At 56.8% G+C, this 14233-nt stretch carries 7 protein-coding genes; 6 read left to right on the top strand and 1 reads right to left on the bottom strand.

From position 1 onward, the window contains the following. Nucleotides 1-63 precede the first annotated feature (63 nt). The 6 genes from TBK1r_RS07500 (at nt 64) to TBK1r_RS07475 (ending at nt 12677) form a co-directional block, all read left to right on the top strand. Complete coding sequence (locus TBK1r_RS07500; protein WP_419581091.1) at nt 64-3810, top strand: CHAT domain-containing protein; 3747 nt, start codon at nt 64-66, stop codon at nt 3808-3810. A 54-nt stretch (nt 3811-3864) separates the two neighbouring features. After that, nucleotides 3865-5244 carry a cation:proton antiporter gene (locus TBK1r_RS07495; RefSeq protein WP_145208596.1) on the top strand — a complete coding sequence of 460 codons (1380 nt, stop codon included), beginning with the start codon at nt 3865-3867 and terminating at the stop codon, nt 5242-5244. A 109-nt stretch (nt 5245-5353) separates the two neighbouring features. Then, complete coding sequence (locus TBK1r_RS07490; protein WP_145208595.1) at nt 5354-6061, top strand: spermidine synthase family protein; 708 nt, start codon at nt 5354-5356, stop codon at nt 6059-6061. Nucleotides 6062-6123: 62 nt separating this feature from the next. Further along, complete coding sequence (locus TBK1r_RS07485; protein ID WP_419581090.1) at nt 6124-8682, top strand: DEAD/DEAH box helicase; 2559 nt, start codon at nt 6124-6126, stop codon at nt 8680-8682. 175 nt (nt 8683-8857) lie between these two features. Next, the gene (locus TBK1r_RS07480; RefSeq protein WP_145208594.1) at nt 8858-11215 is read left to right on the top strand and encodes a PSD1 and planctomycete cytochrome C domain-containing protein; all 2358 of its coding nucleotides are present in this window, start codon (nt 8858-8860) and stop codon (nt 11213-11215) included. A gap of 4 nt (nt 11216-11219) precedes the next feature. Continuing rightward, on the top strand, nt 11220-12677 hold the full coding sequence (locus tag TBK1r_RS07475) for a DUF1501 domain-containing protein (protein WP_145208593.1): 1458 nt from the start codon (nt 11220-11222) through the stop codon (nt 12675-12677). A gap of 323 nt (nt 12678-13000) precedes the next feature. Here the strand turns inward: TBK1r_RS07475 and TBK1r_RS07470 are convergent, their stop codons facing one another. Next, the gene (locus TBK1r_RS07470; protein WP_145208592.1) at nt 13001-14164 is read right to left on the bottom strand and encodes a transposase; all 1164 of its coding nucleotides are present in this window, start codon (nt 14162-14164) and stop codon (nt 13001-13003) included. Between the last annotated feature and the right edge of the window lie 69 nt (nt 14165-14233).

Raw genomic sequence — 14233 nt, 5'->3', positions numbered from 1 at the left:
CAATCCGCTCTCATGACTCCCTCACGCCGAATTCCGCTCCTAAACCAATGCTTTGGCTGCTTGTTGACAACACTGCTCCTGTGGCCGACGTCGTGCAGCACGTACGGAGAGGAGCAGAGCGAGCAATTTCCGGCGGCTTTCGAAGACGATTTTTCCGTCGATACGAGAGCGGACTACCAGGTCAACGGAAACGCACGGTGGGCGGATTCCTCGCTCACACTCATGTCGGGAGCATCGATCGTCCGACGTGTGAAGTCTGAAGCGGATTTCGAGGTTGCGATTGATCTGACGCCAGACCCGAATCAGCAAGGCGATGCCGCGACCCAAATTCACTTCGCCTTTTCAGGGGGCCGTCAAATCATTGTCGCCATTGTTCGCCGGAAATCGGACGACAACTGGTCCGAGCAAGTTGAATTGGCGGACCTGCGTAGCGTCGATGGCCGGTCCAAACCGAGCCCGCACTTCTTGCGGCGATTTCCGCCGGTACAAAGTCAAACAATCCAGACGCAATGGAAGCTGAAGTACAAAGCCGGCGTGCTACATGTTTTTCGCGACGACGAGTCGGTGGGGACGGCATTCAGCGGTTGTCTTGGTGCTTGGTGTCACGCAGTGGTCGTCGGCCAACGCAACAGCAAGGTTGCCTTGCAGACCATCCGATTTTCGGGAACCGAGACGCGGCAGACGCCCGAACAGGCCGAAGTGCACGAAGAGATCAACCGTCTGAAGACGCGCGCGGCTTCCTCCGAGCGACTCGGTTTACACTCCGCCAGAGAAAGCTTTCTGCGTGACCAGTTGAAGTTGTTTGACGAACACTTTGGCGAAAACTATTACGCCAGCGGTGTCGAGCTTCAGTCCCTTGCCGAATGTTACGACCAGCAGTCTCGACTGGAAGACGCTGCGAAAACGTATCGAGAAGCCGCTCATGTTTTCTCGATTTCCTTCGGCAACGACCATCCCGAAGCCATTCGGTCGCGGATCCTCGCTTGCGACGCCGCGTCCCGTGGCGAAAACGCCGTCAGCGACGATGGCGAAATGGTCAAGGACTTGATGAAATTAATGCAATTGGCTGGTTGCGACTGTGAGCATTCAAAGCAGGCGTTGACGCTTGCCGGAAATACCTTGCAACGCTGGGCAACACAGGCTCATACGGAGTCTGACTATGAAACCTATCAGCGACATCTCGAGGAATTTCTTGAGATTCAAACGATGTTCCGGGACGGCCAATCAGAACGCTATCAGTATTATCTTGACGAACTCAGTTATGCCAAGCTGATCAACAGTGCCGATGCAGCGAAAAAGCAGGCATTGATCGACATCGACCAGTTCTATACCCGACTTGCTGATATCAGGCAAAAAGGGGGGGCGACACCGCTGGCACAGGAGAAAGAACTGTATCAAGCCTGCTTGAAACATCTCGGCAATGATCACTCCAAGACTCTTTCGCTGAAGACAAATCTCGCGATCAGAGCGTCGAACGGTGGGGATGCCGGGCGCGCACTTCAGTTGCTGAAAGAGGTTTTTGAGACGACTGAGCGGCTCTATGGGAAAGAACATTTGTGTTCTGCGACCGCAGCGTACCAGCTTGCTTCGATCTATAGCATCGTGCAGAGAAAAGAAGAGGCCGATCGGCTGTTCGACCAAGCAAACACCCTGATGGAAAGCGATGAGCGGTCCGAGAGCTATGAGTATGCCTTGGGCTTGCACTTGTACGGACGACATCTCAAACGCGTGGGACGCTTTCGAGACGCACTCGATTCGCTCAATCGCGCCCAGGCAATTCTCGTCAAGCAGGATCGTAATTTCGGTCCACTCTCTCAGAGCATTCGCACCCACTTGGCGGATACTTATCGAGCCATGGGAGAGGCGCGCAAAGCGAAACAGTTGCTGGACGAGCAACGCAGGATCCTGGAAAAATCGGGCGGTGAAGATGCAACGGCAAAGTACGACGTCGCATTCTCAGAAGCGATCCAATTGTTGTGGGAGAATCGGACGGAGGAAGCACTGGAAAAGCATCAACACGCCAAACAACTTGCGATTGAACTATTTGGACGCAACAGCCGACCCCACTACGCGGTCTTGGATTCCGAATTGAAAACGCGTGTCGGGATTCGCGATTCCGTCGGGGCCGGTCGTCTTGTGCGAGAAATGATCGCGTTCGAAGACGTCCGGAGGCAAACCCTGTTCCAGGTGTATTCGGCCGCGGAGCAATTTGAACGTTCGGCGGTGGATCGCAAATCGCTCGATCGGATCATGTTGCTCGTCCGCAACGGCCTGCTGAAAGTCAAAGATGGCTATCACATGGTCCTGGCAGCCAAGGGCAACCTGCTGCAGTATCAGCGTGCCCAAGCAACGGTCCGGCGAAATCCGAAGCTAAAAAAGGAAGTCCAGCAATTGCAGGACGTGACGAGTCGTTTGGCGGGACTTCTTGGTGACACTGAGAACACAAAGGACGTTGAAATCGACCAGCTTGTCGCCACTCGCGATGAAATCCTTAAACGGATCGCAGAGAAAGGGCCATCCACCTTCGGACCATGGTCTGCGAGTTCGTACGAAATGGATGGCGTGGCGGCGATACTTGGGACACTTCCGCCGGGTACCGTCGTGATCGACTTCGTCCACTTTCTCCGTCCGTCGTTGTTGGCCACACTTCGAGGTCGCGACGAGATGGAACTGGGGGCGTTTATCTACTCCGATCATCGTGAGATTGAATTTGTTCGTTTGGGCCCCGCGGCTCCCATTGAGGAGAAGACGAAGCAGTGGGTCGACGCGATCAAATCCGGCTCGCGAGGGGGCGGGTCGAGCGTCACCGGTGACGATGAACATACGATTGACCAACTCGGTGAAGAGCTTCGGCAACTGGTTTGGGACCCACTTTTTCCCTCGGGGGAAACTCCCGCGCGTGTGTTTGTTTCGCCCGATGGTCCGCTCACCCAGTGTCCACTGTCGGCATTGCCGACGGAGCAGGGCGGTCACTATTTGGTGGAATCCTGTGCCATTTCTTACACCATCGCGCCCCGGTTGATGATTCAAGGCGACCCGGGCAGCGAGTCAATCGACGATCGCCCGAACATGTTATTGTTGGTCGGTGACATCGATTATGGTGACGTGAAGAACTTGCGGTCGGCTCGCTACTACTTCAGTGAACTCGCGGAGGCCAATCGGGAGTTGGCCTCGATCGCGGAAATGTTTGATCGCCAGATGGCCGGGTCGGAAATCGTACGATTGACCGGTCAGAACGCGACGGAGGCGATGATTCGCGATCGAGTTCCCGGCGCCGGCGTGGTTCACATTCTATCGCACGGGTTCTATTTGCCGATCGAAGATTCAGGAGTCGACTCCCAGGACCGTCATCCGACCAGTCGCGCCGGGCTTGCCGTCTCCAATGCCAATCGCGGAATCAACGCTGCCGACGAAGGAAATGGGGTCCTCTGGGCGGACGAACTAGCCATGTTAGACTTCACCCACGCAAAATTGGTTGTGCTGTCCGCCTGCGATACGGCGGCGGGAACCGAGGCGCCGGGTGAAGGACTACTCTCATTGCAGCGGGCGCTGGCCACGGCAGGAGCTGAATCTTCGGTGACAACGCTTTGGAGTATCGAGAATCTGTCGACGATTGCGTTGATGCAGCACTTTTATCGTCACCTGCTGATCGATGGTGCCGATGTGTCTGAGGCGGTTCGGTTGGCAAAAGTGAGCTTGATCAAGCAGGGCATCCGCGAAAGTGGTACAGGCTCGTCGCGACGATTGCCGATTCGCCAGTGGGCTCCTTTCGTCGTTTTCGGGAATCCGACCGTCGAGGTGCAACCCTGAACTGTCACGCTCGCGTGCGAGTGCAATGACTCATTTTGAAGGAATCAACAGACGATGGAATTGTTCACAATCGCATCGACGGTGATCGCGCTGTCCGCCTTGTTCGGCTACGTCAACGTCAAACTGCTAAAGTTGCCCAACACGATCGGCTTGATGGTGATCGCGATCGTTTTCACCCTGGTGCTGTTCGCCAGTTCGATGTTCACCGATGTGTTTCTCGCCAGCGCGGAGCGTCTGATCGGCGCGATCGACTTTGAATCGGTGTTGCTGGACGTGATGCTGGGTTTCTTGCTCTTCGCCGGCGCGATGCACACCAATTTCGACCAATTGCGGATCCAACGCTGGCCCGTGCTCGTGTTTTCGACCCTGGGGGTTCTGGCATCGACATTCATCGTCGCGGTATCGGTCAACTTCGTATTCGGATGGATGGGCCTGGAGGTGCCAATGATTCACTGCCTGCTGTTCGGTGCCTTGATTTCACCGACCGATCCGATTGCCGTGCTGGGGATTTTGAAGAAAGCCGGTGTGCCGAAAGCGCTGGAGACAAAGATTGTCGGCGAATCGTTGTTCAATGACGGAGTCGGCGTGGTCGTGTTCTTGACCATCATGAGCATTGCCGGCGGCGGCATGACGGACCACGGCAACGGTCACGCTGCCGCCAGCGAAAACGTGATCGCCGTGACGGATACGACCGCCCCGGCGGAAATGGGGGCGGAAACCCACGATCCCGACGCTGAAGCCGAAATGACTGTCGGCAGCGTCGTTCAATTGTTCGTTCAGGAGGTGCTTGGCGGAATCCTGCTGGGATTGGCGCTCGGCTACATCGTGTTCTTGCTGCTGCGTTCGATCGACGATTATGAGATCGAAGTGATGATCACGCTGGCCTGTGTGATGGGCGGCTATTCGCTCGCACATGCCTTGCACCTCTCCGCACCGTTGGCGATCGTGGTCGCGGGGCTGATTGTGGGCAACGACACGGTTCGCGGCACGATGATGAGCAAGCAAACCGAACAGTATGTCGACAAGTTCTGGGAGCTGATGGACATGCTGATGAACGCGATTCTGTTCGTGTTGATCGGATTGGAATTGTTGATCTTGGAGGTGCGTACCGAGTACATTCTCGCCTCTCTGGCCGCGATCGTGATCGTATTGGTCTCTCGCTTCCTGTCGTTGATCCCGCCGGTCTGGTTCTTTGCCAAGCGGCTGAAGTTTGCGCCGCACACGTCAACCATCATGGCTTGGGGCGGATTACGGGGTGGCATCTCGATCGCGTTGGCGCTCAGTTTGCCAGTCGAGATGAACCGGGGGCTGTTGGTCACGGTGACTTACGCCGTCGTCGTGTTCTCGATCATCGTTCAAGGGCTGACCGTGGGCATGCTGGCCAACAAGTTGATCGGCAGGGAAGCGGAAGAGTCGGCAAAGGCGTCGGTTTGAACGATTTAGCCGCCGCATGTTTCGCCTGACGCGTTAAACTCGTTGAGCACCGCCATGCCAATCGCTGGTTCGGGTGGGCACAATGCTCCCCATCCAACGGTAGGAAACGGTGATCGACCTCAAGATTCTGGCCTATGAAGAGACTTCCTTGGGCCCCCTTTGCTTGCGGCGTCGTAAGACGTTGTCCGAGCCGCGTCAGTGGGTCACGGAAGTGACGCTGAATCATGAGTTTCTAATGAGTAGTTTGCACACGGATTCCGAACGGGCATTGGCAACCATTCCGTTACAGCAGGCCGCCGGAAGCGGTCAACGCGTGCTGGTCGGTGGACTGGGGCTCGGCTACACCGCCCATTCCGCATTGACGTTCGAAAAAGTGGACCACGTGGAGGTAATCGAGTACCTGCCGCAAGTCATTGGCTGGCTGCGTGACGAAATGACTCCGCTGGCCGAGGAACTTAACGCGTCGAACCGTCTGAACGTCTCCGAGGGCGACATCTATGAGTTCTTGCTCGCGTCGCCGACAGAGCAACGGTTCGACGTGATTTTGATCGACGTCGATCACTCGCCCGAAGACCAGCTGGCAAAGAAGCACGATTCGTTTTATCAAGTTGACGGCCTACGAAAGGCCGCGGCGCATCTAACCGAGCAAGGGGCGTTTGCCTTGTGGTCTTACGATGAACACACGCCGCTTTGGGACGCGATGCAGCACGTTTTTGCCTCCTCGACGGCTCATCCAATCACCTATTTCAATCAACACGTTCAGGAATCGTTCACCGACTGGTTGTACGTCGGCACCACGGCGTTGAAAAACGATTGAGCGAGGGGGCAATCCTGTTTGCCCCGTGTCAACGCGGTACCCCGCCATGCTACAACATGGGCATGAATCACGAAGAACCGGCCGCCGTTGACCCTTCGGCGGCAGCAAAACAGATGACCGTCGATCGCGACCTGGATCGCGATACGCTTGCCACCGAGTACTTTTCGCTGCTCCCCTATGAGCCCTACCCGGTTCAGGAAGAAGCGATGCTGGCGTACTTTGCCGGCGACCCCGATCGCGGCGACCAGGGCGTGTTGATTTGCGCGCCGACGGGAACCGGCAAAACAATGATCGCTGAAGCAGCGGTTTACGAGGCGCTCCGCACCGGGCGGCGGATGTATTACACCACGCCACTGATCGCGTTGACCGATCAGAAACTCGATGAATTGCGAGAGAGCGCAGTGCGCTGGGGGTTTCCCGCCGACAGCGTCGGGCTGGTGACGGGAAATCGGCGCGTCAATGGAGATGCGCCGGTGCTGGTCGTCGTCGCCGAAATCCTGCTCAACCGGTTGCTCAATCCCGAGGCGTTTGATTTTTCGGACGTCACGTCGGTGGTGATGGATGAATTTCATTCGTTCAACGATCCCGAACGCGGCATCGTGTGGGAGCTGACGTTGGCATTACTGCCCGCGCACATTCGCACCATGTTATTGAGTGCGACAGTCGGTAACTCGCTGGAATTCACCTCGTGGCTGTCGCGTGCCCACAACCGCCGGCTGCAACTGGTCACCGGCGATGAACGCAAGGTGCCGTTGCAGTACGAGTGGATCGGCGATGAGATCTTGAACGACTTTGCCGAGAAGATTGCCGCCGGTGATGACGAGATTCGGCGCACACCATCGCTGGTGTTTTGTTTTTCCCGCTCTCAGTGCTGGACCGTCGCCGAGATGCTCAAGGGGAAAAGTCTGATCGACAAAGAGCGTCAAGCCGAACTGGCCGACTACCTCAACGCGGCCGACATGGCGGACGGTGCGGGACCAAAACTGAAACAGATTTTGATGCGCGGCGTCGGGGTCCACCACGCCGGCGTCATGCCACGCTATCGTCGAATGGTCGAAGAGCTGTTTCAACGCAAGTTGTTGGCGATGTGCGTTTGCACCGAGACACTCGCCGCGGGCATCAACCTGCCCGCGCGGAGTGTTGTTTTGCCGAGTTTGCTGAAAGGCCCCAAGGACAAACGCAAGCTGGTCGAAACCGCTTCGGCACAACAAATCTTTGGCCGCGCCGGACGACCACAATTTGACGATCGAGGATTCGTGTATGCCTTGGCCCACGAAGACGACGTCAAGCTGAACAAGTGGCGTGAAAAGTATGACTCGATCCCCGAGGACACCAAAGATCCGGGACTGTTGAAAGCCAAGAAACAGCTCAAGAAGAAGATGCCCAAGCGGCGCGCCGGCGAGACCTACTGGACCGAACAGCAATTCATTCAACTGCAAGAGGCTGATTCGGCCGACCTCGCCAGCCGTGGGCAATTGCCGTGGCGGTTACTGGCTTACATGCTGGGAAAGGATTCGAGTGTGGCGCCGCTGCGTGAACTGGTCTCCAAGCGATTGTTGACGCCCAAGAAGATTGAAGAGGGGCAACGGGAACTGAATCGGATGCTGATCACGATGTGGCAAGCCGACTATTTACAGCTCGATCCCAAACCGGTTCCCGCGTCTGCGAGCGATCTTCAACCGAAACCGCCGGTTAAGAAGAAGATCGCCGGTGAGAAGGGCAAGGTCGCGGAGCCGAAATCCGGCACGGGCGGATTGTTCGGTGAGTTGCTGGATCAAATGCGCGACGAGGCACCTGAGTCGGCCCCGGAACCGCCGGAGACTGACGGTGGAGATGACCATGACCAGCCGCGCGTCAAGCAATATGATCTGGATGCGTATCGGCCGCAGACCGCGACCCCGACCTCGCGATTGGAACGTTTGGTTCATCTGCGCAGTATCAATCCGTTGTTCGGCGTCTACATGGCCGACCTGTTAGCAACCGCGGATCCCGAAGAACGGATCGCGGCGCTCGAAAGCGTCTTGGAAGTTCCCGGTACCGTCGCACGCTTCACACGCATGCCGCGGATTGAAGACATGCCGCCGGGAACGTTGGCAACCACGCGGCTGGATCCCCAGTTGCTGACGCTCGGCCTGGCGACTCCGGAAGAGCTTGGTGCGCGGGGCGAGGACGACGATGAGGACGTCAAGGACCGCGGATTTGGCCGCGTGATGTTCGAAGAACCACGCGTCTGGCCGTTAACGATCGGTGAAAAGATTCATCGTCTATTTCAAAATGATTATCCCACAGTTCAGGGCGTTCGCGTGCGACCGGTCTGGATCGTCGGAGAGTTGCTCAATTACGACGGCGATTTCAATAAGTACGTAACGACAAAGAAACTCCAAAAGGAAGAAGGTATTTTGCTGCGTCATTGCCTGCGGATGATCTTGTTTCTCGACGAGATGGCAAATGTTCCGCCGGAGAACACGACCGTCGAAACCTGGGAAGACCCGCTGGACGATCTCGCGGACATCTTGACCGAGACCTGTCGCAAAGCCGACCCGCAAACGACCGACGAAGTCCTGGCCCACGACGAAACTCTCGAAGACGCGTTGATCAGCAGCGGACGACGGAAAAACTGAGCGGAGCGAGTCTCGATCTCGGAGGGGAGCAGGGGAGAGTCGATTTGCGACTCGCGTGCGGGGGGGACCCAATCTGGACGGAGTTTTCTCAAGCGAGATGACAATGGCGTCGGGTTTCGGTTAACCTGAGGAGTCCCACATTTGATCGTCCTATGTTTTAGGTCATCCCGCCTTCATGTATCGCCTGTTCTTTAATCTTTCGTTGTTCGCCGCGATTTGTTCTGTCGGCTTTCTCGTTGGCGAGTCGGCAGCTGAGCCATCGGTCGGAAACAGGTTGAGTTTCGATCGCGACATTCGGCCAATCTTGTCGGAAAACTGCTTTGCCTGTCATGGGTTCGACGCCAATGCACGCGAGGCGGACTTGCGACTAGATACCCGCCAAGGGGCGATCGATGACGGTGGGGCGATTGTCCCGGGCGACCCGATGGCAAGCCTTCTCGTCGAACGGATTTCGTCGACAGATCATGATGAGATGATGCCTCCGCCCGAATCGGGACGAACGTTGACGGCTGCTCAAAAGGAAAAACTGAGTCAGTGGATCGAGCAAGGGGCAGAGTACGAAACGCATTGGGCCTTCACGGCACCGACCGCACCGATGCCGCCGAGCATCGACGGAGTGGCTCATCCGATCGATCGATTCGTGCGGGCTAAACTTGATGCAAACGGGATCGCGCCGTCACCGCCTGCCAGCCCGGCAACGTTGCTTCGCCGAGTCAGTCTCGATCTCACCGGCTTACCGCCGACCCTGGCAGAAGTGCAAGCGTTTGAACGGGAGGTTCAAACCGACTCGGACGCTGCCTACGAGTCGTTGGTGAATCGTCTGCTTGCGAGTTCGCACTACGGAGAACGTTGGGGGCGATGGTGGCTCGATCAGGCCCGCTATGCCGACAGCCACGGGTATTCCATCGACGGCCCACGCGAGATCTGGAAGTTCCGCGACTGGGTCATCGACGCGATCAACAACGACATGCCATTTGATCAATTCACCATCGAACAGTTGGCCGGTGATTTACTGCCGCAGGCAACGACCGATCAAAAAATTGCGACCGGCTTCCACCGCAACACGCAAATCAATCAGGAAGGCGGCGTTGATCCGGAACAGTTTCGTGTCGACAGCATCTTTGATCGAGTCGGCACGACGGGGACCGTTTGGCTTGGCTTGACGATTGGCTGTGCTCAGTGCCACGACCATAAATTTGACCCGATCACGCAAAAAGACTTCTACCGAATGTTTGCGTTCTTGAACAATCAAGACGAACCAAGGCTGACGGTCTATCCCGACGACGTCGATGCACCCAAGCTGCAAGCCGAGAAGAAGCGAATCGAAAGCGAGTTGCAAACCATTGTGACTGAGCACGCCGAATCGGTGGCCGCTTGGGAACAAACCGTCGATGACGAGGACAAGGGCAACCAACAGCTTGCCAAAGAGGTTCAAAAAGCCATCGGTGTGGACGCGAGGAAACGCAAACTCAGCGACAAGCTAGCGATCCTTGCAGCGAGCGGTGTGCTGGATTCGCTAGACGAAATCAAAACCAAGCAAGCTCGCATCGCGGCCATCGATCGAGAATTGGCGAAAGGTGTTTCGACGATGGTGCTGTCCGAACGCTCCACGCCGCGACAAACAACCGTGTTCATTAAAGGCGACTTCACTCGCCCTGCCGAGCCTGTCCAACCGGGGACGCCTGCAGTACTGCATCCGCTCAAGAGCGATCAGGAGTCGGCAACACGACTGGATTTGGCTCGTTGGATCGTTGCTGACGAGAACCCTTTGACGTCTCGCGTGATTGCGAACCGAATTTGGCAACAGTATTTCGGCCGTGGGCTCGTCGAAACCGACAGCGACTTTGGATTGCAGGGAACGTCGCCCTCGCACCCGGAATTGTTGGACTGGTTAGCCGTTTTCTTTCGCGAGTCCGGCTGGAGCATGAAGCAGCTGCACCGCCAGATCGTGATGTCGAAAACCTATCGCCAGAGTTCGGTGGTTCGCGACGACTTGAAAGAGGTCGATCCGCTCAATGTACTGCTGGCGAGGCAAAATCGATTGCGAATCGATGCCGAAATCGTTCGCGACGTCGCACTCGTTGCCAGTGGTCTGTTTACTCCAAAGATAGGTGGCCCCCCGGTGTTCCCGCCGATTCCCGAGGGAGTGATGTCGTTGGGGCAAGTGCGGCGCAGTTGGAATGCCAGTCAAGGAGAGGATCGCTATCGTCGTGGCCTGTACACGTTCCTCTATCGGGCCACACCACCACCGGCGCTCAATGTGTTCGACGCTCCTGACGGGCAAAGCAGTTGCACGCGGCGAATTCGCAGTAATACGCCACTGCAAGCACTCACGTTGCTCAACGACGCCGCGTTCTACGAATTCGCTCAGGCTTTGCAAAAGCGGATCGAAGACGAAGGGCTCGAGTCAGCCTTCATCCGCTGCACCACACGCAAGCCGACGCAGGATGAACTGGAACTGCTCGAACGACTCGATTCGCTCGGCGCGGCGCGGGCTCTCTTGAACCTCGACGAAACCATCAATCGCGAATAAGTAGATGCATCATCAGCAAGAATCCGAACTTAAGGACTCGACGCGGCGCCATTTCTTCAGTGACTGCGCGATGGGGATTGGTTCGATCGCCTTGGCGTCGTTGATGGCCGACAAATCGCTCGGCAACGATCCGATGGCAGCGATCAAGAACCCACTTGAGCCTCGCGTGGCCCATTTTCCGCCGAAAGTGAAGAGCGTGATCTTTCTGTTCATGGCCGGCGGGCCGTCACAGCTTGAAACGTTCGACTACAAGCCGAAACTGAACGAGCTCAGTGGCCAACCGATCCCCGAAAGTTTCACCAAGGGGAAGCGATTTGCGTTCATGAGCAGCAGTCATCGCACGGACCTGCTCGGCTTTCGACCGAAATTTAAACAGCACGGCGAAAACGGAATTTGGGTCAGCGAATACTTGCCGCATACGGCCGGCATCGTTGACGAGCTGAGTATTGTGAAAACATGCAGCACCGATTTGTTCAATCATGCGCCGGCAAAACTGTTCATGAACACGGGAACCGGCCAGTTCGGTCGACCGAGTTTGGGGGCGTGGACGACGTACGGGTTGGGCAGCGAATGCGACAACCTGCCCGGATTCGTTGTTTTGCAGAGTGGTCCACGTGGCCCGCGCGGTGGAGCGGTTCATTGGAGTAGCGGTATGTTGCCCACCACTTATCAGGGCGTGCCGCTGCGAAATCAAGGTGAACCCATTTTAAATCTCTCAACACCTGATTCGGTCAGCCAAACCCAGCAACGACAACTTGTCGACACGTTGAAAGAATTGAATCTCAAGCGTCTTGTGGCGACCGGCGATCCGGAAATCGGAACGCGCATCAATGCCTACGAAATGGCGTACCGAATGCAATCGAGTGCACCGGAGTTGATGGACACGAGTGACGAAAAGGCCGAGACATTTGAGCTGTATGGCATCAAGGATGCGAACGAATCAAGTTATGCACGCAACTGTTTACTCGCCCGTCGGTTGGTCGAACGCGGTGTTCGGTTTGTGCAGTTGTATCACACCAATTGGGACCATCACGGCGGACCGACGGAGAATCTGGAGACACACCTACCGAAGATTTGCGAAGAGATTGACAAGTCGACTGCAGGTTTGATTGCGGACCTCAAGCAGCGTGGTTTGCTTGATGAAACGCTCGTCATCTGGGGCGGTGAGTTCGGAAGGACGCCGATGGGAGAAGTGCGTCAGTCGACGGGGCGCAATCATCATATCGATGCCTTCACGATGTGGTTCGCCGGCGGCGGATTCAAGCCAGGCTATGTCTACGGCGAGACCGATGAGTTCGGTTTCGGTCCGGTCGAGAATCCGTGTCACGTGCGAGACATTCACGCCACGATTTTGAACCAGTTGGGACTCGATCACGAGCGACTGAGCGTGCGATTCCAGGGACTTGATGTGCGTTTGACCGGAGTGGAAAAGGCGCATGTCCTCCAAGACATGTTGGTGTAGACACCGTCGGGATTTCGGACCCGACACGACCGGAGGTGTTGCGAATTTCACTCAATTGGTGCCACCCACCATGTCTATTACGAATTTCACTTGATTGGTGCCACTCACCATGTCTATGGGAGTGCACTCGGTCCTTTGAGAACACCGTCCGGCCCCACAATGCGACAGGGGCATTGCGGAGGGAATCACAGCGAACTGGAGTTTGAAGTGCGGATCGGTTTTGCACGAAGCTGTCAGCTTCCCACACAGCGAGCCCCCAAACGTGTCTGTCGATTGGCCGACTGGTCGCGCCAGCATGCTTGGCAATGCTGATTACATTTTCGTTATGCAGCGAAGCACTCGGCGACTTGCCGGTGCCCTTTGGCCCATTTGCGACCGCTCGACTCGGCAAACTGTGTCATGCCGCTCGGTGATCCCGCACAGCAGCTATTGCCGAAGTAACGTTGAAAGTTCCAGACCAGATCACGCCACATCGACAAGTCGATCCCTAACCGAGAAACCAGTCTCTGCAGACTCGGGGGGACCTTGCGTCCCGCTCCCTCTTCGCTTTGCTTCGCCGTCCAACGGAGCAGTTTGGTGTAGTCTGTCAGGCTGATCCCCAAGAACCCTTTGTCGCTCGCCCGCACACCCTCGCGGTTCAACTCCGCATCGCTCGAAAGTGTCGAACGATTCAGGGTCAACGGCGCCAGCCAACCGTCGCGACGAATGCGTTTGCCGGTCGGGTTCCTGCGTTTCGCTCGCTTCTTGTTACGCAGTTCATCGACCGGCGTGTTGCGACGCTCTTCGCCAGCCTGTTTTGTGGTGATCGGAACCAGGTCAAAGGCGGCTGAGTCGATCTGCTGGCCTTGCTCTGCCTTGATCCGATCGTAGCCCGACGTGTGCACCGACTGGTCGGGCGATTCCGCCAGCGCGGCACGAACCGGATTGAGGTCCACGTACATTGCACACGCCAACAATCCCGCCTCGTCGGTAATGCGTTGCAGCTTGAATCGGCCTTCCCAGAATCGACCGGTGCACTCGTCTTGCCGGTTAGCCATCCGCGCAATCGGCTCACTCAGGGAACGCATGAACCAGGAGATATCCGACAACCGACGCCGTACTTCGGCAAGACGCTCCCGATCGGAGACCAGCATTTGTACATCGTTTTCGGTCGGCTCGCCCAAGTGTTCTTCGATTCGACGTCCGGGGAAGACTTTCAGCCACCGGATGGCGACCTCTTGATCGGTCCAAGCGGCGACGACGTCGGGCCGATTGCGGAGGATCAGATGCAGGTGATTGGACATCACCGCATAGGAGAGCACATCGACACCGAACACGGACGCCAGGGCTTCCATCCGCCGCCGAATCCACTCGCGTCTGAAGCCATAATCCTTCCCCGTCGCCCGGTCGACGCCCGCCAAGAACGCGCGCCGGACACACCGCTGAACGGCATGGACAATCGACACTTCATCACCCGCAACCTGCTCTGAACGCAACGGACGTCCCATGGCATCTTCCTCCCCGAAAGCAATGGTGGACCGATTCTACCCCGGTGGGGAAATAGAGTCAAATAAATG

The sequence above is a fragment of the Stieleria magnilauensis genome, assembly GCA_007753675.1.
GTDB classification, from domain to species: Bacteria; Planctomycetota; Planctomycetia; order Pirellulales; family Pirellulaceae; genus Stieleria; species Stieleria magnilauensis.
This window is presented reverse-complemented; position numbering and strand designations above follow the sequence as displayed.

Coding starts and splice junctions, on each gene's coding strand:
- TBK1r_RS07495 (WP_145208596.1), top strand. CDS start 3,865: ATGGAATTGTTCACAATCGCATCGACGGTGATCGCGCTGTCCGCCTTG.
- TBK1r_RS07485 (WP_419581090.1), top strand. CDS start 6,124: ATGAATCACGAAGAACCGGCCGCCGTTGACCCTTCGGCGGCAGCAAAA.
- TBK1r_RS07480 (WP_145208594.1), top strand. CDS start 8,858: ATGTATCGCCTGTTCTTTAATCTTTCGTTGTTCGCCGCGATTTGTTCT.
- TBK1r_RS07475 (WP_145208593.1), top strand. CDS start 11,220: ATGCATCATCAGCAAGAATCCGAACTTAAGGACTCGACGCGGCGCCAT.
- TBK1r_RS07470 (WP_145208592.1), bottom strand. CDS start 14,164: ATGGGACGTCCGTTGCGTTCAGAGCAGGTTGCGGGTGATGAAGTGTCG.